Genomic DNA, 20114 nt, shown 5'->3' on the forward strand with positions numbered 1-20114 from the left:
AAATGAAAAATCCCCGCACCGCGGGGATTTTTTTATCTTACAAGAAATCAGTGGTAGCCCGTGAGGGATTACAGACCTATTTGATCAGCTTAAGCAGAGCCTTGAAGCGTTCACCTTCTGCCTGATGTTGCAGTTCAAACAGTAAAGATTCGCTGTTGTTGAGCCTGGCTCCCTGCTGCTTCATCATCTCTATTCCCAAGCGTTTGTTGCTTTCACTGCGGGAGCTGACGGCATCGGCTATCAAGTGCACATCGAAACCCTGCTCGATAAGATCACCACAGGTTTGATAGACACAGACATGTGTCTCTATCCCGGCCAGCAGTACCTGTTTGCGGCCCGCGCTCAACAGTGCCTCACGGAACGCCGGGCAGTGCCAGCCACTGAAGTGATGCTTGGCAATCGGCGATGTGGTTTTGGATAGCAGGGCGGCCAGTGACTCTGTAGTGGGGCCGAGCTTCTGCGGCAACTGTTCCAGCCAGAGCACCGGGATATCAAACAAGGCTGTGCCTTCTATCAGCATGGCCAGTTGCTGATGCAGCTGTTCACTCTTGTCCATTATCTGCGCCAGTTTACCCTGAACATCCACTATGACCAGCACACATTCTTCCGCTTTTAACATCTTGTTCTCCTTCTGGTTGGCCTTAGGACAGGTGTAAACGAGCCCTGCTTTTGCTTCAGTAAACCTAAGGACATTCAGTTAACGACAGGACAGGGCTTAAGCCAATAGGCCTTAGGTCGTAGATGATTGCGCTTTTTTTGTGCGCCTGAGCCTTGCTTGCACTTAATTGGTGCATATCTGCAGCTCTCAACCTGGTCCGTAAAAACTAACTCTTTATAAAACAAAAAATTAACATTTTGGCCTAATGTTTGAATTGCTTTTGGCATAACACCAATACAGCAAGGCGATTCTGGAGGTCTGGATGAAATTAGTCAGCGCAATCATTAAGCCGTTCAAGCTCGATGATGTCCGCGAAGCGATTGCGGGCATAGGCATTGAGGGGATGACGGTCACCGAAGTTAAAGGTTTTGGTCGGCAAAAAGGACATACAGAGCTCTATCGGGGAGCCGAGTATCAGGTGGACTTTCTGCCCAAGGTCAAGCTCGAGATAGCCACTAAGGCGGAGAATCTTGAGCACCTGCTGGAGGTCATCACCAATGCCGCTCATACCGGCAAGATAGGTGACGGCAAGATCTTTGTGACAGATCTGGAACAGGTTATCCGTATTCGTACGGGCGAAACAGACACAGAAGCGCTGTAAGGGGGAGAAGATGGAAGAACTGAGCAAATTGGGTACTACGGTCACAGAGCTGCGTTTTGCGCTGGACACCTTTTACTTTCTGATCTCCGGCGCGCTGGTGATGTGGATGGCGGCGGGTTTCGCCATGCTGGAGGCCGGGTTGGTGCGTTCCAAAAATACCACAGAGATACTCACCAAAAACATCTGTCTCTATTCAATTGCCTGTATCACCTACCTGATTGTGGGTTACAACATCATGTATGTGGACAATGGTGAGGGTGGCTGGCTGCCGAGCATCAGCACCTTGATAGGAGCTCAAGCCGCCGACGCCGACCATGCGCTGGAGTCTGATTTCTTCTTCCAGGTGGTATTTGTGGCTACAGCCATGTCGATTGTTTCCGGCGCCGTGGCCGAGCGCATGCGCCTGTGGGCTTTCCTGGCATTCAGCCTGGTAATGACGGCAGTCATCTATCCGGTGGAAGGTTACTGGACCTGGGGCGGTGGTTTCCTTTCCGAAGCCGGCTTTGTCGACTTTGCCGGTAGCGGCATAGTGCATATGGCCGGTGCGGCCGCGGCCTTGGCCGGTGTCTTGCTGCTGGGAGCCCGCAAAGGTAAATATGGCGCCAATGGCCAGGTTAACCCTATCCCGGGTTCCAACCTGCCGCTGGCAACCCTGGGGACTTTTATCCTCTGGATGGGCTGGTTTGGTTTCAACGGTGGTTCTCAGTTACTGGTCTCTGATGCCGAAAATGCCAGCGCTGTGGCCAAAGTCTTCGTCAACACCAATTCGGCGGCGGCCTTCGGTGCGGTATCTGCACTGATCGTCTGTAAGATGGTGTGGGGCAAGGCCGACTTGACCATGATACTCAATGGTACTTTGGCTGGTTTGGTGGCTATCACGGCCGATCCCTTGTCGCCCTCGCTGCCGATGGCGGGTGTGATAGGCCTGGTAGCCGGCGGTTTGGTGGTGTTCTCCATTGTGGGCTTTGACCGCATCAAGATAGACGATCCTGTCGGGGCTATCTCGGTGCACGGGGTCGCCGGTTTCTTCGGTTTGATGATGGTGCCTCTGTCCAATGCCGAAGCCAGTGTGACAGGGCAGCTGTTTGGCGCTGCGGTGATCTCTGCCTGGGTGTTCCTGGCGTCATTGCTGGTGTGGGGCGCCTTGAAAGTGACCATGGGGATCCGGGTGACCGAAGAGGAAGAGTACAACGGTATGGACGCGTCGGACTGTGGTATCGATGCCTATCCTGAGTTTGTAACTGTCAAGAACGCCAACTGAGAGGCCAAGAACGCCAATTGATAAGTCAAGAACGCCAATTGATAAGTCAAGAACGCCAATTGATAAGTCAAGAATGCCAGCTGATAAGCCATGAGTGTTCTTGAGAGATCAAGCAGGCTTCCTTCACCTTTAAGCCATCTCTTGTGAGGTGGCTTTTGGTTAGAGCTGGCTTTGGGGTTACCGGCCTTGTTGTTACCTTGCTTGGCGGGAGTCGGCCAGGAAAAGCGCATTTAGGGGCTATGGCGCTTGATGACAGACGCTCTTGGGGGCAGACTGAAAGCAGAAACAGCCTGGAGCCTAAGGGGATGGCGATGAAGACTCTCAGTGTAATGAAGCTGACCGGTACTTTTCTCGGTGCTTTGTTAATTACCTTGCTGTGGCTTGGCAATGCCGAGGCAGGTCAAGTGGTGGTTCGTGATGCCAGTGAGCCCTTCGATGCCTTTGCCGTCAGGGATGAATTACTGCGTCAGCATGAGTGGCAGGAACTACTGCGCTCGCAGCAACAACTGGAGATCCTCCGCAGCCTGCCTGCCATATGTGTTCCTTACATGCGCCCCTATCGCTACTTTTCCTGCAATGGCCATTTTTATCGCCCCTATCTTTACCGGCAACAGCAGCTCTATATAGGGATCCCCAAGCCGGGTTCTGAAGTTATCGCTCCCGGGAATGAAGGCTTGAACTAGGGGATATTCACATTTTGTCACCCTTTGGCGCGGCAGGAGTGGCCAGTCTGACTTAAGCTTTCAGTAAAGAAGCCTTAACTCAGGAGGCCTTATGTTCTCAGGCACTTTCTCAAGCGCTTTCTCCGGCTCTCTCACTCGTGCTTTCTCTGGCGCTCTATCCGCTACCATCTTGAGTCGCTTAATTGGTGCGGTTTTGCTGCTGCTATTTTGCGGTTGCAGCAGTACCCCGGTGCCAAGCAAGATGGCTCTTGGCAGCCTGTTTCAGGATAACCAATTCAAAGAGGCAGGGAATATCCCCGAGCCCGCCGAGTTATTCGCCTTGCCTCCCGAGGCGGTGCAGTTGCTCAGAGGTGCCTATAGCCGCGGTGCACTCATCTCCAATCAGCAGTTGGCCCACGAGTGGTTGGCTGACTATATCCATGCCGACAAGGGCGGCTTTCGCTATCAGGACAACTATACCCGCACCGCCGCCGAAACCTTTCATGACAGGGCTGGAAACTGCATGTCACTGGTGATCCTGACGGCGGCCATGGCGCAACAACTGGGGATAGAGGTTGAATTTCGCGACGTGGAAGTGCCTCCGGTCTGGGATCGCCAAGGCGCCTTTTATCTGGTCAATGGTCATATCAACCTCAAGTTATACCCGCCCAAGAGCAATCAGGTCTTCCATGTTACCGAGCGTTCCATTCTGGTGGATTTCCTGCCCGAGCGTGCTGTGCGCAGCTATAAGGTCAATAAGATCAGCCAAAGTACTGTGGTCGCCATGTATTACAACAATGCGGCGGCCGAGGCATTGATCAATGAGAATTGGGATCTCGCATACGGCTTGCTGAAAAAGAGCCTGCAACAGCAGAGTCTGTTTATTCCGGCGCTCAACAGCCTGGCGGTGCTCTATCGCGCCAGGGGCATGGAACAGATGGCCGAGCGGGTCTACCGCTATGCGTTGACGCTTGAGCCGGAAAACATGACTACCCTCTATAACCTGGCGGTCATGCTGAGCAGCCAGGACAGACTGGATGAATGGGCCGAAGTGCACAAGGTACTGGAGCTTGCCCGGATCCGTAATCCTTATTACTACTATGATATGGCGCAACAAGCCTACATGGATCGCCAATATGATAAGGCGCTGAGTTGGTATCGAAGAGCGATTGAGAAGGCGGATTATCGTCACGAGTTTTACTTTGGTTTGTCCAGAACCTACTGGGCAAAAGGGGACTCCGACCGGGCGAAGAGCAATCTGCAAAAGGCGTTGGCGCTGGCCGGTGACGGCGAGCAGAAAAAACGCTATCAGGCCAAGTTGCATGCGATGGAAGGGCATTGATTCAAAAGCTTGGCTAAAAGAGCGGGGTTATAAAGGCGCAATTGGTTAAGCCAAGTTGCAGGGTAAAAAGCCCGATGCTGAGATCTGCATCGGGCTTTGTTGCTTTTGGGTTATAAGTTGCTTTGGGCTATAAGTTGCTTTGGGCTATAAGTTGCTTTCTGGTTATAAGTTTCTCTCTGCCTGAAAGCTGGCCTTAAAGGGCATCGAAACTCAGCGCCTTGTCGCGGTAACTCAAGCGCGCCATCTGCCCCATATCCTTGAGCTCAACGGTCCTGACACCATAGGGCGGCTTTAAGCCCGAATTTTGGATTAGCTCAAGGTTTAGAGGCAACTGCAGACTGTTTTGCTCTTGTGTCAGCCAGGCCGCAGTCTCACTCTGAAGTATGGCGATTTCCCGACCTTGGGCATCGGTCCCTGTGAGTATTGCCGACACCCCAAAACGACCACTTTGGGCCAGCTCCAGCGTAAAGTTAAGAGTGCTTGGCAGACCATTTTGCCAACCCACTTTGATTTCGGGTGCCAGCCGCGCCGATGGATAGAACTGCTTGAAGGCGGTCTTGACTGTACGTCGTACCAAGGTGTTATCCACCAGGGTCTCAATATCGACCACCAATTCACTGAACCCCGCATTGCTTGAGGGCATGGGCAGCTGCTCACTTTGTAGTCGCCAGCCGTTGCCACTTTGGCTGAGTTGCAGTGGGGTTTGCTCGCCGCTTGCTTGCTGTAGCCGGGCAGTGGCCAAACGAGGTGAACCCAGGGCCTTATCGTTCTCAAGCGCCAGCTCCAACTCGAGATGGGTGTTGGCCTCGAGTGATGATGGGGTGCTTAACTTGAGACGATAGGCAGAGCCTTTCTCTTTGACATTAACCAGATAGTTGTCAGTGGCGGTCAGCGCTGCGGCGACCTGCAGGCGATAGAGGCCGGGCTTGATATCTGAGCTCAGCAACAGGGCACTGGAGTCATCATCCATTCCGGCGCTGGCCAGAGACTCAGAGTCTACGGCGCGGCGGATAAGGCGTTTGTTCTCAGTTTTGCCTGCGGCTGAGCTGAGTTGAACTGCGTCCGGAGCAATGCTCTTGGGGGCCGTCGGGGCGCCGCTGCTTTTATCCCAGCGAGGCGCCAGACGGATAACGCTGCTGCCTTGGGTTAATGGCAGCTCTATGCCTTGGTTAAGCTCGGCGCCTGTAACCATCAACCAGTATTCATCACTGCTGGCACTGGCGGTTTTGTCCGGCAGCTGGGCTTGATACTCCCCTGACAGCGCCCTGACAAAGCTGACATCTTCCCTGGAGGTATTCAAGGGCGGCAATTGCCCTGTATCCAGCTCTTCTGAAGCCTTGATATCGCTTGCCTGGGGCGGAGCCATGGCCAAGGTCAGGTTTTTGGGCTGCTGGTTCTGTGCTACCTTGGCATCATCCTGGCAACCCGCGAGGCTCAGGAGTATCGCTGCCAGCAGCGGTGTCTTGCTGATATGCATCTTCATACTTACCTCCTCAGATATGATTGCGCAGAAGGGTGTCGAGATTAAAACAGGCCCGGCGGCTTTGATGGTGACTCAAAGGTTCTCTGTCACGGGTTTTCTGCTTATCGGTAAACCAGACACTGCCGGCGGCACTCTGGGAGCTGCACTCAAGAAAACCGTCGGAGCAGTTATCCAACCAGTTTTGGGTGGTCTCCAACCCGACCTGGTACTGATAACCGCCGCAATAGCTGTCGCTGTCCCAAACTGCCGATTCCACGTCTGAGCCGACAACAGCTTCAAAAGGCTTACCCAGAGAAGGACGCCCGGCTGTGCCGTACAGCCATTGACTGTTGTATTGCGCCATCCAGCCCACTTGCTGCTGTTTGACGGCGTCACTGTCGTAACCGAGCAGCCAGCCGAGACTGGTTTCAAACACATTGCCTTGAGTGACGGCATCGGCCAGTGGTGTACCGGCACTGGAAGGCGCCAGCGCTATCACTCGGCTGATGCTGTTGATCACAGCTGGATAACGTCCATCCCAGGTGGGATTGGACAAGACCCAGCGCACTATGTTGCCGCCATTGGAGTGGGTGATAAGGATCAGTTGATCCAGATTGCGGGCGTTGATAAAGCTCAGCAGCTGATCGACCAAACAGCCGGCAGCGGCCTCATCCCACATATATTGCTCGAAGTCACAGTTGATGACCTGATAGTTACTCGGGGTGCTGATACCTTGACGAACTGAATCGACAAACTCGCGGGTCCAGTAATCGTTCAGGGCATCGGTTTGTTTTCCTGTTCCATGGACAAAGGCGACGCCGGTGGCGCCATGACTCAGGGAGCAGACACTACAAAGACCCAACATCATCAGGGTGGTGGATATTTTCATGTCGCATTTCTCTTGTTGATTATCATTATTTTGTGAATGGATAAATATGCTTATCCGCTAATCAAGTTAGTTGTAATGTTTGCTTGCGGCAAGTCAATTACTGAAATATTGGCTAGGTTAAGCCAATTGGAATGGGTAGTTGTATATGTAGGAATTTATTGGTTTTTTAGTTAAATATAACTGTTGATCATGAGAGGTGGGAGCCACTTTTGAGCGCACTCTATAAATGAGTTACTTGCCTATAAATAGGAATTCAATAGGGTTTGATTCAAACCATGTGAGAGCTTGTAGCGATAAGGGCTAATCCTTGATTGAAAGGTGGTGTTGGTGGTTTGTTTATCAACAAGGCTGTGTTTAGGGAATTTCTCATTGGAAGGCAGGGATTATCATACAAAAAATAAGAAATAACATGAATTGCAGAGAAATCCATATAAGTTAATTGCATTGGTTGAATATAGCGGATAGATTGAAACTGTTATTCAAAACAAGAGATTCTTATCAATAGCCGGAGCTGTGTGACGTTTATGTATTACCAGAATGATGATGTACGGATTAATGAAGTTAAAGAGTTACTGCCACCGATAGCCATTCTGGAACGATTTCCGGCAACCGAACGCGCCTCATCCACCGTCTTTAAAGCCAGGAAGAATATTCACAAAATCCTGCATGGACAGGACGATCGCCTGCTGGTGGTGATAGGCCCATGCTCTATTCACGACCCTGAGGCCGCCCTGGAATATGGTGCGCGTTTGGCCAAACTCAGAACGGCCTATCAGGATCAGTTGGAAGTGGTGATGCGGGTCTATTTCGAGAAACCCAGAACGACAGTGGGCTGGAAGGGGCTGATTAACGATCCCTACATGGATAACAGCTTCAAGCTCAACGACGGCCTGAGAACTGCCCGCAAACTGCTGCTGGAATTGAATGACAGCCAGGTACCAACCGCGGGTGAGTTTCTCGATATGATTACCCCGCAATATATGGCCGACCTCATGTGTTGGGGCGCCATCGGCGCCCGTACCACAGAGTCTCAGGTTCACCGCGAGTTGGCATCGGGCCTGTCTTGTCCTGTGGGATTCAAAAACGGCACAGATGGCACCATCAAGGTGGCGATAGATGCCATTGGGGCCGCTAGCGCGCCCCACCATTTTCTGTCGGTGACTAAGTTTGGTCATTCGGCAATTGTGTCAACCAAGGGTAATGATGACTGCCATATCATTCTGCGTGGTGGACGCGAACCTAACTACAGCTCAGCTCATGTGAACCGGATATGTTCTCAGCTTGAGAAGGTTGGCCTGAAACCTAAGGTGATGATTGACTTCAGTCATGCCAATTCCAGTAAAGACTTCCGGCGTCAGATGTTGGTGGCTGAAGATGTCTGCGGCCAGATTGCCGCTAAACAGCAGGCGATTTTCGGAGTGATGGTGGAGAGTCATCTGGTGGAAGGGCGTCAGGATCTTAATCCCGGGCATCCTCTCTGTTATGGGCAAAGTATTACCGACGCCTGTATCGGTTGGGATGATACAGAGAAACTGCTGTCAATGCTCAATGACAGCGTGCTGAAGCGCCGTCAGGGTTGAGCGTCAATATTATAGGGTTAAAGGCGCCATTGGCGCCTTTACTTTTGGGCTTGCTGTGCCAGGTATTCGTTGGCCTTGGCCAGGCTGCCAAAGGAAGCTATCAGATTGTTACGGCCTTTTTCCTGGATCTCGGGGTTGCCTGATTCGATCATCATCCATACCCAGGTTTGGATCAGTGGCAGGGGCGGGTATTGAACTTTTGAATCCAACATAAGATTTCCTTCAACAGATACAGTAAAAAATCGGTGCGGACCGGTTTGTTTGACATTTTTGAACACTCGTTGCCGCCCGTACTTAGCAGGAAAGAGTAGCAAATTCTTTTTTCATGCATAACCATCTTTCCGCTCTTTGGAGGAATTTTGGCGATAAAAATTCCGTTGCTAGCCATTTAGTCTAGGTTAAATGTTATTTTTGTCATTCTAAAGTGCTGCTTCTGATGATTATTTCCGGGCGGTCAGCCAAACAGATCGCAGACTTGGGCCCCACTCACTGCTACACTCGGAACACTCTTTTCTCCTGGCAAGATGTATGCGTCCAACTCTTTACCTTGAAGGTCCCGTCGATAAGCTCAACTGGCAAGTGCTCAAACTTCTCTGGCCCTATCTGTTGGAATACAAGGGCCGGATTATCCTGGCGCTGCTGTGTCTTGTTGTGGGAAAACTCGCCAGTGTCGGTTTGCCTTTCCTGTTGAAGCATTTGGTTGATGACTTGGGGAGCGCCCAAACGGCGCAGCTGTTGGCCGTGCCTATAGCGCTGGTTTTGGCTTATGGCAGCTTGAGATTAGTCAATGCGCTCACCGGGGAGATCAGGGATACCCTCTTTGGCCGAGTGACCGAGAGGGCGATACGACGCCTGGGATTGCAGGTATTTGAACATCTGCACCGGCTGGATCTCGGTTTTCACCTCGACAGGCGCACCGGCGGATTATCGCGGGACATAGAGCGCGGCACCAGCGGCATCAGTTTTCTGATGCGTTTTATGGTGTTCAACATAGTACCCACCTTGTTGGAAATCCTGATGGTGGTGGCCATTTTACTGTGGAATTATGGTATCTGGTTTGCGCTGATAACCTTCTGTTCCGTGCTGGCCTACGGTTTGTTTTCTGTTGTGACGACTGAGTGGCGTACCTCTTATGTCCGTGAGGCGGCGAAGGCCGACTCGGTATCCAACACCCGCGCTATCGATAGCCTGCTTAACTATGAAACCGTCAAATACTTCAACAATGAAGCCTATGAGGCGAATGAGTATGACAAGGCGTTGGCAGACTGGGAGGTGGCCAAGCGCAAGAATCGTCTGTCGTTGTTCGCCCTCAATGCCGGTCAGGCCACCATTATTGCTGTCGCCATGACTTTAATGCTGGGGCTGGCGGCCTTTGAAGTGACCCGTGGACAGATGACTGTGGGTGACTTTGTATTGATCAACGCCTTTATGATGCAACTCTTTATGCCGCTCAACTTCCTGGGTTTTGTGTATCGTGAAATTCGGGGTGCTTTGGCCAATATAGAGAGGATGTTCTCGCTGCTGGATAAGACTCCGCTGGTAAAAGACAACCCAGCGGCCAAGGATATCGTGCCGACAGAGGGCCGAATCAGTTTTGACTCGGTTGGCTTTGGCTATGGTGACAGGCAGATACTCAAGGGCGTGAGTTTTGAGATAGAGCCCGGGCAGAAGGTGGCTGTCGTGGGTGAAAGCGGCGCCGGTAAATCGACGTTGGTGCGCTTGTTGTTCCGCTTTTACGATGTCAGCCAAGGAGCGATTCGGGTCGATGGTATCGATATTCGCGATATGACCCAAGATGCACTGCGCCGAGCCATTGCCATAGTACCTCAGGATACTGTGCTGTTTAACGATACTCTGTTTGAGAATATTCGCTATGGCCGCCCCGATGCTTCGGACGCCGAAATCTGGCAGGCGATAGAGTTGGCCCACCTTAAGCAGTTTGTTGAGGCATTACCGCAGCAGGCCCAGACCAAGGTGGGTGAGAGAGGCATGAAACTCTCTGGCGGTGAAAAGCAGCGAGTGGCAATTGCCAGGGCGATATTGAAGCGCTCGCCGATACTGATCTTCGATGAGGCCACCTCATCACTGGACAGCCGCTCCGAGCGGGCAATTCTCAAGGCGCTCGACGAAGTTGCCAAGGGTCATACCAGCTTGGTGATTGCCCACAGGCTATCGACAGTGGTGGATGCCGATAAAATCTTAGTGTTGCACCAAGGCCAGTTGGTTGAATCCGGATGCCATGACAGCCTGCTGGCCGCCGATGGATATTACGCGCGTTTATGGCGGATCCAGCACACAAAACAGTCAGATGAGTCGGTGCAAGTTCAGCATTGATTCAGCCTGGCTGCCGCATACTCGAAAGTCCAAAGTCGCGTCAGCCATGGGGGCAGCACAGATGGAAAACATTGTATTGCAGGTCAATATTGAAGGAATGCAGGACAAAGTCCGTACAGATTGGAATTGTCTGGCGGATGAGCTTAAGGCCCGAGGTATGGATGATGTTGCCCTCAATCAATTACATACCGAGTTACGTGCCGGGCTGAGAGTATCCACCCGCGGCCTGACTCTGTCTATGGTATCTGCAGAACCCTTTAATGAGGCGTTGGAAGGAATTATCAGTGAGTCAAGAAAGCAGGCTCAGTCGCAAGGGGAAGTGCGTAGCTGAGCCTGAGTTGATGCTATTTCTTGGTTTGGTTGCGGTCGGCTTGCCAGCCGTCGCACAGTAGGTTGAAACTATTTTTCGCTTCATTTAGCGGTGTCAGTTCAGTTATTTTACCGCCGCGATAACAGAGCATCTCTCCCTCAATCTCAATTAAACGGCTGCAATTCTTGCAGCTGAGCGATGCAGTTTTGCTCGTTTCCGGCTTGGGGACCTGACTGACAAATGTCATTTTCACTTCAAAATCCTCTGGAAGTGGCAAGTCTTGATTAGGCGCAAGATCTTACCACTTTTGTGATGCAACGCACAATCTAACCATTATTACGCTTCGGTGACAGTGACAATACCGTCATTGATCGAAGTGAGCGTAGTATTTATCCAAAGATACCGACAGGCCACTTTGGGTAACGATTCTGACGTGGCGTGGTTTGAGTTGTCTTGGGTCAGTAACCCCGCAGGAGTGGGCCAGCATCCCCAGATCATGGTGCAATGCCTTGTTGTAGTTGGCGACTCGGGTGGATTTATCCCTGGGATCCAATCCTTGTTGCAGTTTCTTGTTATGGGTGGTTATCCCGGTGGGGCAGGTATCCTTGTTGCACTGCAGCGCTTGAATACATCCCAGCGCGAACATATTCCCTCTCGCTGAGGCGGTGAAATCCGCCCCAAGCGCCAGCGCCCAGGCCACTCTGGAGGGGGTGATAAGCTTGCCAGAGGCTATCACCTTAATCCTTTGCTTCAGTCCATGCCGCCGCAGTTGATCGACCAACAGTGGCAAGCTCTCTTTCAGCGGTAGGCCAACATAGTCCATCAAGGTTTGCGGCGCTGCGCCCGTTCCGCCATCGGCGCTGTCGAGGGTGAAGAAATCGGGAGCCGAGTCATGACCGCGTTGGTTAATCTCTTCCAGAAAATCTTCCAACCAGTGAGTATCACCCAAGACCGCTTTGATCCCTGTGGGTTTGCCTGTCACCTGTCTGACTCTGGCTATCATGTCGAGAATGTCGCCGACATGATGAAACTCGATATGGCCGTTGGGACTGATGGAATCCTCTCCTGCTGGGATCCCTCTAATCGCGGCTATCTCTTCGGTTACCTTTACCCCGGGAAGAATTCCCCCCTTGCCTGGCTTGGCTCCCTGACTGAGTTTGATTTCGAACATTTTCACCTGAGAGTGAGCGGCCACTTCCCTGAGCTTGTCATCATCCAGGTGCCCTTCAGCGTTGCGAACGCCATATTTGGCAGTGCCTATCTGGAATACCAGATCGCAGTTTCCCTTGAGGTGGTGGGCGCTGAGGCCGCCTTCGCCTGTGTTGAGCCAGCATCCTGCCTGGGCTGCCCCATGGGAAAGGGCGGTAACAGCTGGGCGAGAAAGAGCACCGAAGCTCATGGCGGAAATATGGCAAATGGCGCTGGTGGCAAAGGGATGTTCGCAGTCAGGGCCAATAATCACAGGTGTTGGCGGTACAACGTCTTGATCCAGTGTGGGGAAGGCGGTGTTCATAAACAGTATGCTGCCGTTGGCTTCCAGTGGCCTGGTGGAGCCGAAGGCTATGGTGCGGTCGACATTTTTCGCCGCCCGGTAGACCCAACTACGCTCGGCACGATTGAAGGGGAGTTCTTCCCGATCGAGAGCGAAAAAGTACTGGCGGAAGAATTCGCCCATTTTCTCGAAGAAATATCGGAATCGTCCGACAACAGGGTAGTTATGCCGCACCGCCTGCTTGGTTTGCATCACATCGGCGATATACATATAAGTGATTACCAAGAGTCCTAAGCCGACGACTATCAAAAACAGGCCGGAAAAGAGTTCCAGGCCCCACATAAACCAGTTTTGCTCGCGCATCTTCTATCCTTATTGACTGCCAAAGTGGCTGGTTACCAGGCCCGTGGGCCCCTGTTCTGCCAAGGTGAGAATAAAAAGTTGATCGTATTGCTGCTCATCCAAACTAACAAGGGGACCACCGAGTGCCTTGATGATGGCCGGAATCGTATTGCTATGGCCGGCGATCAGCACATTGCCTTGGCTGGCTTTGACCGCATCAGCTATGGCATTGATGTGAACCTCCAAGCCGCCTTTGGCTGGAAACACCTCAATCCTGAGTTGTTTGGCTGTTGCAATTGGTCCCAGGGTTTCCTGAGTTCGGCGAAACTCACTCGACATCAGCCTTTGCAGTTGGGTGTCCTGTAGTGCCGCTGCCAGAGTCTCGGCTCGCGCCTTACCAGCGGCTGTCAGCCCGGGATCGCTTCCCTGAGCTTTTTCCGCGTGCCTAACCAGGAATATGGTTTGATTAGTGTTGGCGGCCTGGGACGGCAAACCAAAAAGCACTGAAAGACAAAGCAGTAGAAAAATTCTTACCATTTTTATTTTCTATCAAATACTTAAATAACATGTGGGATCATAGCCCGAGTATCGGCCTGGGTAAACAATCACTAAACTAATTGCTGAATTGGTCGATAATTAACCTGGGACACGCTTTTCATACGAGGAAACCAAGATGGAAATCCGCAATCATGGCGCTCAGGTCTCTGAGGTGGCCAAGGATAAGACCCAACAACTGGATGGTAATCATGGCAAGGCGGTATCTGAAGTCGCCAGTAGCAAGAGCATCCGCCATGTCAGTCAGCAGTTGATGAATAACGCTATTCTGGCGGCGCAGGAGGAGGTAAGTCTCAATAGTGGCAACGAACCCATGAGTCTCTTGTATCGCGCCGCGATTGAGGCCATCAATGAAGAACTGGCACCCTACATGGGTGAAAATGCCCTGCAGCAGGTGCAGGAGCAGCAGATAGATACTTCTCCCGAGGCCACGGCCGACAGAATTGTTAGCTTTGCGACTCAGTTCTTCAGTGTCTACCAGCAGCAAAATTCCAGCATGGACTTTGACAGTCAGCTGTCCGGTTTTATGGACGTTATCGGCGGCGCCATAGATCAGGGCTTTAAAGAGGCGACGGATATCCTCTCCGGGCTCAAGGTGCTGGAAGGCGAAATCAAGACTGGGGTGGATGAAACTTACTCTCTGGTACAGCAAGGGTTGCAGGCATTCAGAGATAGCTTTAGCACAGAGCAGGAATAATCGAGATCATGCGAAATCTTACCTGCAGATAACCCCCTCACTATGAGGGGTTTTTGTTGGTTGAATATGGGGTTATGCTGCAATAATCGTCTTGTGTTACCTAAGGAGAAGCTATGTGGACTGAAGGTCGGGTCATTGAGCGTATCGATTGGAACAGCAAGTTATTCAGCCTGAGGATTGCCGCCGAGATAGCACCGTTTATTGCCGGCCAGTTTATCAAGCTCAGTCAGCTGCGGGATGATAAACGTATCGCCCGGGCCTATTCGCTGGTGAATGCCCCTGGGACTGACTATCTTGAAATACTGGCGGTGGCGGTAGATCAAGGCCAGTTGTCACCGGATCTGCAATCTTTGCAGCCGGGTGACAGTATTAGCGTGACAGACAAAGCCACCGGCTTTATGACTTTGGATGAGATCCCAAAAGGAGAATTACAGGGGCGTCACCTGTGGTTTTTGGCAACAGGTACGGCTGTGGGGCCGTTTCTTTCCATGTTGGATACTCCTGAGCCTTGGCAGCGGTTTGATAAGGTGGTTCTGGTTTACGGGGTAAGAGAAGCGCGGGATCTTGCCTATCTCGATAAGATCCGCGGCTATCAACAGGCCTATCCCGAGCAATTTGTGTTTGTGCCCTGTGTCACTCGTGAAGATTTTGATGGTGCGTTGCGTTGTCGCATCCCGGATGGCCTGCAAAGTGGTGAGATAGAGGCCAAGGCCGGGCTGAACATAAGTGCAAAGGACTCGCAATTGATGCTTTGTGGTAATCCCGGGATGATCCAGGGGGCTACGGCGGCACTTATCGATAAAGGCTTGGCCAAAAACCTGCGCCGTGCCCCAGGACAGATAACAGTCGAAAAATACTGGTAACAGGAGAGTCTGGATGCAGCTCTATTACTCTACAGCTTCGCCTTATGCCCGCGTGGTCAGGGTCATTGCCCGCGAGCTGGGTTTGGCGTTGGATGAAAAGCTGGTCAATCCTTTCGATAACAGTGACGAGTTACTGTCGGTTAACCCTTTGGGAAAAGTTCCCTGTCTGCTTTTGGATGATGGCGCCGCACTGTTCGACAGCGAAGTCATAGCTCGCTTTCTGGACGACAAATTCGGCCAGAATTGTTTCTTTGGACCACCCGGAAACTGGGCTTATGAGTGCCAGTTCTCGCTGCTCAAAGGCGCGCTGGATAGCGCCGTTGGCTTAAGGCAGGAACAGATGCGTGAAGAGGAGGGGGTTCGTTCATCTTTCTGGAGCGGCCGTTTCGAGCAGGCCCTGCTCAGAGCCTTAATGGAGGTGGAGCGTCAGGGAATTATTGCGAGCGGCCCACTCGATGCCAGACAGGTACTGCTGTTGGTGCTACTCGAATACCTTGATTTTCGTCATCCGGATCTCGACTGGCGTAAAGTGGCACCGGCCTTGGCATACTGGCTGGAATCGGCATCAATCAGGCAGAGTTTCCGAGATACTCGTCCTGGGTGATTTCTCGGTGATTTGCGGTTTGGCCAAGTCCGAGTAACGCCTGCCCTTGGGGTGGGTTCTGCGGTTGGTTTCACCGAAGACGCCATAGAGGTCACGGCTCATGCCATAGTCCAGTCGCCGATCGCTGAAGGGAACTCTTCTGTCTTCATGATGTTGATACTTGCAGTCGCATTGGCTGCAGTCACATTCCGCCAAGGGGAGCCGGGGCGCCTCCTTTGACAGAAAACGCTTGCCTTCAAGCGCTCTTATCGCTTGGCAGGCATTTGGCGCCAACACTATGGAGACACAGTGATATTGTTTCTCTTTGGGGGCAGAGGGTCTGTCCTGACGACGCTTTTCAGGTCTTAACCTGTGACGGAACAGAAACAAGATCAGTAGCAAAGACACCACAGCCAGCAGGATTTCCAAAATATCCAAGATACTTCCCCTCTCCATGTATAAGTTTTAAGGTTCAGTTTAGTTTAGTTTGCGACAATTTGGCCGATTCCAATCGCTTTGCTCCCAGCCACTGCCATTCTGTCTGTTCTCATTTGTATTCCCCTTGCCAGAATTTTTGCACTAGGCTGAAAATAAAGTTGATTAGAAATAGTTCTCATTAAATTACTCATCCAACATGGGGTACTGAAAAATATGAGCTACAAGACAGGTCTGATACTTGGCAGTGCGTTAGCCGCATCCAGCTTGACGTTGCCGGTGGTCGCCGCCGATGAGGTGACGGTTTATTCCTATCGTCAGGAGTTTTTGGTCAAGCCCATTCTGGATGACTTCAGTCAGGCTACCGGGGTGAAGGTTAATTTTGTATTTGCCAAAGATGGCATTGCCGATAGATTGGCCCGTGAAGGACGCTTATCACCGGCGGATCTGGTGCTGACGTCTGACTTTTCCCGCTTGCAGGAATTGGTGGACAAGCAGTTGGTCAAACAGGTGGAAAGTGACACACTCAAGCAGAATATTCCGGCCCAATACCGGGATCCCGAAGGAAACTGGTACGCCCTGACTATGAGGGTGCGTAATCTCTATTCCAGCAAGGAGCGCCTCGGGCCGCTGACAATCAACTATGAAGACCTGGCCGATGCCCGTTACAAGGGTAAGGTGTGTATGCGTAGTGGCAAGCATCCCTACAACATAGCGCTGGTGGCCTCCATGATAGCCCACCACGGTGAAGCTGATGCCAAGAGTTGGCTTCAGGGACTGAAGAGTAACTTGGCCCGTAAGCCTCAGGGTAACGATAGGGCGCAGGTGCAGGCGGTAAAAGAAGGTTTGTGTGATATCGCCATCGGCAACAGTTATTACTACGGCAAGATGCTGCAAGATCCCAAACAGCGGCCATGGGCCGAAGCGGCGGTGATCAACTTCCCGAATCAGGAAAATCGTGGTGCCCATATCAATGTCTCGGGTATGGCACTGGCCAAGCATGCGCCTAACTCGGCCGATGCCCTCAAACTGATGGAGTATCTGTCTTCGGATGCCGCCCAACAGAGCTATGCCGAGGTCAATATGGAATATCCGGTCAAGGCTGATGTACCTGTCTCAGAGTTGGTGGCATCCTGGGGAGACTTTAAAGCCGATGATTTGCCTGTCTACAAGTTGGCAGAGCATCATCAGGCGGCGCTGAGACTGCTCGATGAGGTTAAGTTTGATCTCTGAGCTTGAAGGCGTTTCTGCAAAGGCTATGGGGGAATAGCTGTGATCCTGACCTTCTCCAGGGGCTGGTCGTGGGCGGGGTTTATCGTCTGCGGCTTAATGGTGGCGCCGTTGCTGGCGCTGGTCATGCAGGCGTTCGAACCGGGTGAAACCCGCTTTGGGCAGATGTTTGCCACTGTGTTGCCGTCATACATAGCCAATACCTTTTGGCTGATGTTGGGGGTGAGTGTCGGCAGTTTGCTTTTGGCGGTGCCTGCTGCCTGGCTGGTGGCGCGCTGTGAATTTCGCGGCAGGCGCCTGTTCCAGTGGGCTCTGTTGTTGCCGCTGGCCATGCCGGCCTATATTGTCGCTTATGTGTATACCGATTTACTGGATTATGCCGGGCCTGTGCAGCGTTTTTTACGCGCAAGTTTTGGTTGGCAATCGGTAACCGACTACTGGTTTCCCGATATTCGAACTCTGGGCGGCGCCACTGTGATGTTGTCGCTGGTGCTCTTCCCCTACGTTTACCTCTTGGGGCGCACCGCGTTTCTGGAGCAGTCCTTAAGTTTGCAGCATGCGGCCAAGGTGATGGGCTGCTCGCCATGGCAGAGTTTCTGGCGTTTGTCGCTGCCAATGGCGCGCCCGGCGCTGGCGGCCGGTGTCGCCCTGGTGGCCATGGAAACCATGGCTGACTTGGCGACGGTCAATTATTTTGCGGTATCCACCCTGACCACGGCTGTCTACGATACCTGGCGAGCCTATGGTGACTTGGCGGCCGCCGCCAAAATTTCGCTATTGATGTTGCTTGGTGTTTTTACTCTGTTTGCGCTGGAGCGTATGGCGAGGCGTAAACAACAATTATTTCAAAAGCAGCTGTTGCTTGAGGCGCCGGAGCCTTACCGGCTTAAAGGTTGGCGTGAGTGGTTGGCGCTCGGCTACTGCTCGCTGTTGCTGCTGCTGGCCTTTGTTTTGCCATTTGTCATTCTCGGCAGTTACGCCTTGGATTACTGGCAGCAGAGCTGGAACAGTGACTTTTGGCAGTACAGTCTCAACAGCCTAATGGTCGCCGCCATCAGCAGTGTATTGTGTTTGCTTTTGGCTATCCTCTTGGTGTTCATTCGCCGCCTGAGCCCGCGAAAGTGGGACATGCTGCCATCCCGTCTGGTCAGTACCGGCTATGCACTGCCGGGCACTGTGCTGGCGATTGCCGTGCTTATTCCGCTGACCTGGCTCGATTTCAGAATTGATGATCTCTACGCTCTGTTCGAGCGTCAAGGCCCGGGGCTCTTGTTCACCGGCAGTATCGCCGCCCTGGTGCTGGCGTTTTGTATTCGCTTTGCCGCCATCGCCATCGGCAGCATAGAGAGCAGTTACAAACGGCTGTCGCCTTCTCTTGACATGGCGGCCATCAGCCTGGGCAAGACACCGGGTAAAGTACTGGCATTAATCCATCTGCCATTGCTGCGCAGCGGTATTTTTGCCGCTCTGCTGCTGGTATTTATCGAGGCGATGAAAGAGTTGCCGGCTGCCTTGTTGCTAAGCCCTGTCGGGTTTCACAACCTGGCCACCCAAGTGTTCCAATACGTCTCCGATGAGCAGTTGGAGCAGGGGGCGTTGGCGGCTATTGTTATTGTGTTGGTGGGGCTGGTGCCCTTGATTTATCTCAACCGTTCGCTGGAGCAAAACAACTGATGTCGACCCTGAGTGTCAAGCAACTCCATAGCCATTATGGCGCCCAGCAGGTGCTCAAAGGGCTGAGCATTACTTTGCAAGCCGGTGAAATTGCCGCCCTGCTCGGACCCAGTGGTTGTGGTAAAACGACTCTGCTCAGAGCCATTGCCGGACTGCAGCCGGTCTCCGCCGGTGAAATTCATATCAGCGGCCGTGCAGTAACCACGGATAAGCTGCAGGTTCCTGGAGAGGAGCGTGGCGTGGGGATGATCTTTCAGGACTATGCCCTGTTTCCCCACTTGACGGTCGCGCAGAATATCCTCTTTGGTGTCAAGGGGTTGAACAAGGCGCAGCGCCTGAGCCGGCTCGAGGAGATGTTGGATTTGGTCAAGCTCCCGGGGCTTGGTGAACGGTATCCCCACGAGTTGTCCGGCGGTCAACAACAGAGGGTGTCGATTGCCAGGGCGCTTGCCTATGAACCTGAACTGCTGTTGTTGGATGAACCCTTCTCCAATATAGACGCCCAGGTACGCGGCGAGCTGATGCTGGAGATTCGCGCGATCCTCAAGAGCCGTAACGTCAGCGCCGTATTTGTGACCCACAGTAAGGATGAGGCCTTTGTTTTTGCCGATACCCTGGCGCTGTTTGAAGATGGAAAAATAGTGCAGCAAGGCAGTGCCGAAACTCTCTATGCCAACCCGGTCAATCGCTATGTGGCGGACTTTCTCGGCAGTGGTAATTATCTTAAGGCCAAGGTCAGCTGCGAGCACTGTGTCGATACTCAAATCGGCCGCCTTAAGAGCTCTTTGCCCCATGGTTTGCCACTGAACTGGCAGGGTGAGTTGTTGCTGCGGCCACAGCAGTTGGAGTTACAACCCGACGAACAGGGGCTGGCCGTGGTTACCGAGCGGCGTTTTCTGGGCAATGTTTGCCATTATGATGTGCAGCAAGAGGGCGTCACTCTAGAGGTCCGTAGTCATCAGGTACAGTTTTCTCCAGGGCAGAGAGTCAGGCTGTCGACACTGGAACATCCGCTGGTGTTGTTCGGTAATGGCTGTTAACAACAATTGTTTCATAAGTTTGCTGTGGGTGATAATTTGTTTGTCTCTGTGTTATACCAAACAATCGGTTTGATTGAATTCACCATAGGTATTCACTGAACCCC

The 20114-nt window shown here is 52.4% G+C and carries 21 protein-coding genes; 13 read left to right on the forward strand and 8 right to left on the reverse strand.

The genetic code is table 11. The annotated features are described in order from the left end of the window. Nucleotides 1–76 precede the first annotated feature (76 nt). Nucleotides 77–619: a hydrolase gene (locus AYI96_RS03120; protein WP_039036015.1), complete on the reverse strand. Its 543-nt coding sequence runs from the start codon at nt 617–619 to the stop codon at nt 77–79. Between the two features lie 301 nt (nt 620–920). Between AYI96_RS03120 and glnK the strand changes: the two genes are divergently transcribed. From glnK to AYI96_RS03140, 4 genes are all read left to right on the forward strand, one after another. Then, the gene (gene glnK / locus AYI96_RS03125; protein ID WP_025011521.1) at nt 921–1259 is read left to right on the forward strand and encodes a P-II family nitrogen regulator; all 339 of its coding nucleotides are present in this window, start codon (nt 921–923) and stop codon (nt 1257–1259) included. Between the two features lie 10 nt (nt 1260–1269). Beyond that, nucleotides 1270–2520: an ammonium transporter gene (locus AYI96_RS03130; protein ID WP_144360979.1), complete on the forward strand. Its 1251-nt coding sequence runs from the start codon at nt 1270–1272 to the stop codon at nt 2518–2520. Between the two features lie 311 nt (nt 2521–2831). Further along, a complete protein-coding gene (locus tag AYI96_RS03135) occupies nt 2832–3203 on the forward strand; it encodes a hypothetical protein (protein ID WP_233962956.1) in 372 nt (123 codons plus the stop codon). 91 nt (nt 3204–3294) lie between these two features. Continuing rightward, a complete protein-coding gene (locus AYI96_RS03140; protein WP_144360980.1) occupies nt 3295–4524 on the forward strand; it encodes a hypothetical protein in 1230 nt (409 codons plus the stop codon). A gap of 193 nt (nt 4525–4717) precedes the next feature. Here AYI96_RS03140 and AYI96_RS03145 read toward each other — a convergent pair whose 3' ends face one another. Further along, nucleotides 4718–6007 (reverse strand): DUF4785 domain-containing protein, encoded by a 1290-nt coding sequence (locus tag AYI96_RS03145; RefSeq protein ID WP_144360981.1) that lies wholly within the window; start codon nt 6005–6007, stop codon nt 4718–4720. Between the two features lie 10 nt (nt 6008–6017). After that, entirely contained in the window at nt 6018–6875 is an 858-nt protein-coding gene (locus AYI96_RS03150; protein WP_144360982.1) for a hypothetical protein, read from the reverse strand. Between the two features lie 524 nt (nt 6876–7399). On the opposite strand from AYI96_RS03150, the gene aroG reads away from it, so the two are divergent. Next, nucleotides 7400–8455, forward strand: coding sequence for a 3-deoxy-7-phosphoheptulonate synthase AroG (gene aroG, locus AYI96_RS03155; protein WP_039036012.1), 1056 nt, complete (start codon nt 7400–7402; stop codon nt 8453–8455). 38 nt (nt 8456–8493) lie between these two features. Here the strand turns inward: aroG and AYI96_RS03160 are convergent, their stop codons facing one another. Continuing rightward, nucleotides 8494–8667: a hypothetical protein gene (locus tag AYI96_RS03160; RefSeq protein ID WP_096142315.1), complete on the reverse strand. Its 174-nt coding sequence runs from the start codon at nt 8665–8667 to the stop codon at nt 8494–8496. Between the two features lie 316 nt (nt 8668–8983). Between AYI96_RS03160 and AYI96_RS03165 the strand changes: the two genes are divergently transcribed. Together AYI96_RS03165 and AYI96_RS03170 are read left to right on the forward strand one after the other, a co-directional pair. After that, entirely contained in the window at nt 8984–10789 is a 1806-nt protein-coding gene (locus AYI96_RS03165) for an ABCB family ABC transporter ATP-binding protein/permease (protein WP_144360983.1), read from the forward strand. 61 nt (nt 10790–10850) lie between these two features. Further along, entirely contained in the window at nt 10851–11120 is a 270-nt protein-coding gene (locus AYI96_RS03170) for a hypothetical protein (protein WP_039036010.1), read from the forward strand. Nucleotides 11121–11133: 13 nt separating this feature from the next. On the opposite strand, the gene AYI96_RS03175 is transcribed toward AYI96_RS03170, so the two are convergent. From AYI96_RS03175 to AYI96_RS03185, 3 genes are all read right to left on the reverse strand, one after another. Continuing rightward, entirely contained in the window at nt 11134–11346 is a 213-nt protein-coding gene (locus AYI96_RS03175; RefSeq protein WP_202932803.1) for a hypothetical protein, read from the reverse strand. A gap of 117 nt (nt 11347–11463) precedes the next feature. Further along, the gene (locus AYI96_RS03180; RefSeq protein ID WP_039036008.1) at nt 11464–12954 is read right to left on the reverse strand and encodes an FMN-binding glutamate synthase family protein; all 1491 of its coding nucleotides are present in this window, start codon (nt 12952–12954) and stop codon (nt 11464–11466) included. A gap of 9 nt (nt 12955–12963) precedes the next feature. After that, nucleotides 12964–13470 carry a phosphoglycerate mutase family protein gene (locus AYI96_RS03185; protein ID WP_144360984.1) on the reverse strand — a complete coding sequence of 169 codons (507 nt, stop codon included), beginning with the start codon at nt 13468–13470 and terminating at the stop codon, nt 12964–12966. A 136-nt stretch (nt 13471–13606) separates the two neighbouring features. Between AYI96_RS03185 and AYI96_RS03190 the strand changes: the two genes are divergently transcribed. From AYI96_RS03190 to AYI96_RS03200, 3 genes are all read left to right on the forward strand, one after another. Continuing rightward, complete coding sequence (locus tag AYI96_RS03190; RefSeq protein ID WP_144360985.1) at nt 13607–14185, forward strand: DUF5610 domain-containing protein; 579 nt, start codon at nt 13607–13609, stop codon at nt 14183–14185. Between the two features lie 113 nt (nt 14186–14298). Beyond that, the gene (locus AYI96_RS03195; RefSeq protein WP_144360986.1) at nt 14299–15048 is read left to right on the forward strand and encodes a ferredoxin--NADP reductase; all 750 of its coding nucleotides are present in this window, start codon (nt 14299–14301) and stop codon (nt 15046–15048) included. A gap of 13 nt (nt 15049–15061) precedes the next feature. Further along, the gene (locus AYI96_RS03200) at nt 15062–15652 is read left to right on the forward strand and encodes a glutathione S-transferase N-terminal domain-containing protein (protein ID WP_071477161.1); all 591 of its coding nucleotides are present in this window, start codon (nt 15062–15064) and stop codon (nt 15650–15652) included. On the opposite strand, the gene AYI96_RS03205 is transcribed toward AYI96_RS03200, so the two are convergent. Beyond that, nucleotides 15614–16069, reverse strand: a complete 456-nt coding sequence (locus AYI96_RS03205) for a hypothetical protein (protein WP_052248282.1) — start codon at nt 16067–16069, stop codon at nt 15614–15616. The genes AYI96_RS03200 and AYI96_RS03205 overlap by 39 nt on opposite strands. 213 nt (nt 16070–16282) lie before the next feature. On the opposite strand from AYI96_RS03205, the gene AYI96_RS03210 reads away from it, so the two are divergent. Genes AYI96_RS03210 through AYI96_RS03220 form a run of 3 tightly spaced genes read left to right on the forward strand, consistent with a single transcriptional unit; the run spans nt 16283 to nt 20010 of the window. Further along, nucleotides 16283–17299 carry a Fe(3+) ABC transporter substrate-binding protein gene (locus tag AYI96_RS03210; RefSeq protein WP_083399881.1) on the forward strand — a complete coding sequence of 339 codons (1017 nt, stop codon included), beginning with the start codon at nt 16283–16285 and terminating at the stop codon, nt 17297–17299. 39 nt (nt 17300–17338) lie between these two features. Next, nucleotides 17339–18970 carry an ABC transporter permease gene (locus AYI96_RS03215; RefSeq protein WP_071477162.1) on the forward strand — a complete coding sequence of 544 codons (1632 nt, stop codon included), beginning with the start codon at nt 17339–17341 and terminating at the stop codon, nt 18968–18970. Further along, entirely contained in the window at nt 18967–20010 is a 1044-nt protein-coding gene (locus tag AYI96_RS03220; RefSeq protein ID WP_186300008.1) for an ABC transporter ATP-binding protein, read from the forward strand. The genes AYI96_RS03215 and AYI96_RS03220 overlap by 4 nt, the downstream gene beginning before the upstream one ends. Nucleotides 20011–20114 lie beyond the last annotated feature (104 nt).

This window comes from Shewanella sp. MSW (genome assembly GCF_007636515.1).
Taxonomy (GTDB): Bacteria; Pseudomonadota; Gammaproteobacteria; order Enterobacterales; family Shewanellaceae; genus Shewanella; species Shewanella indica.

Bases quoted from the DNA above. Each gene is read 5' to 3' on its own strand.
- AYI96_RS03120 (WP_039036015.1), bottom strand. From the start codon at position 619: ATGTTAAAAGCGGAAGAATGTGTGCTGGTCATAGTGGATGTTCAGGGT.
- glnK (WP_025011521.1), top strand. From the start codon at position 921: ATGAAATTAGTCAGCGCAATCATTAAGCCGTTCAAGCTCGATGATGTC.
- AYI96_RS03130 (WP_144360979.1), top strand. From the start codon at position 1,270: ATGGAAGAACTGAGCAAATTGGGTACTACGGTCACAGAGCTGCGTTTT.
- AYI96_RS03135 (WP_233962956.1), top strand. From the start codon at position 2,832: ATGAAGACTCTCAGTGTAATGAAGCTGACCGGTACTTTTCTCGGTGCT.
- AYI96_RS03140 (WP_144360980.1), top strand. From the start codon at position 3,295: ATGTTCTCAGGCACTTTCTCAAGCGCTTTCTCCGGCTCTCTCACTCGT.
- AYI96_RS03145 (WP_144360981.1), bottom strand. From the start codon at position 6,007: ATGAAGATGCATATCAGCAAGACACCGCTGCTGGCAGCGATACTCCTG.
- AYI96_RS03150 (WP_144360982.1), bottom strand. From the start codon at position 6,875: ATGAAAATATCCACCACCCTGATGATGTTGGGTCTTTGTAGTGTCTGC.
- aroG (WP_039036012.1), top strand. From the start codon at position 7,400: ATGTATTACCAGAATGATGATGTACGGATTAATGAAGTTAAAGAGTTA.
- AYI96_RS03160 (WP_096142315.1), bottom strand. From the start codon at position 8,667: ATGTTGGATTCAAAAGTTCAATACCCGCCCCTGCCACTGATCCAAACC.
- AYI96_RS03165 (WP_144360983.1), top strand. From the start codon at position 8,984: ATGCGTCCAACTCTTTACCTTGAAGGTCCCGTCGATAAGCTCAACTGG.
- AYI96_RS03170 (WP_039036010.1), top strand. From the start codon at position 10,851: ATGGAAAACATTGTATTGCAGGTCAATATTGAAGGAATGCAGGACAAA.
- AYI96_RS03175 (WP_202932803.1), bottom strand. From the start codon at position 11,346: ATGACATTTGTCAGTCAGGTCCCCAAGCCGGAAACGAGCAAAACTGCA.
- AYI96_RS03180 (WP_039036008.1), bottom strand. From the start codon at position 12,954: ATGCGCGAGCAAAACTGGTTTATGTGGGGCCTGGAACTCTTTTCCGGC.
- AYI96_RS03185 (WP_144360984.1), bottom strand. From the start codon at position 13,470: ATGGTAAGAATTTTTCTACTGCTTTGTCTTTCAGTGCTTTTTGGTTTG.
- AYI96_RS03190 (WP_144360985.1), top strand. From the start codon at position 13,607: ATGGAAATCCGCAATCATGGCGCTCAGGTCTCTGAGGTGGCCAAGGAT.
- AYI96_RS03195 (WP_144360986.1), top strand. From the start codon at position 14,299: ATGTGGACTGAAGGTCGGGTCATTGAGCGTATCGATTGGAACAGCAAG.
- AYI96_RS03200 (WP_071477161.1), top strand. From the start codon at position 15,062: ATGCAGCTCTATTACTCTACAGCTTCGCCTTATGCCCGCGTGGTCAGG.
- AYI96_RS03210 (WP_083399881.1), top strand. From the start codon at position 16,283: ATGAGCTACAAGACAGGTCTGATACTTGGCAGTGCGTTAGCCGCATCC.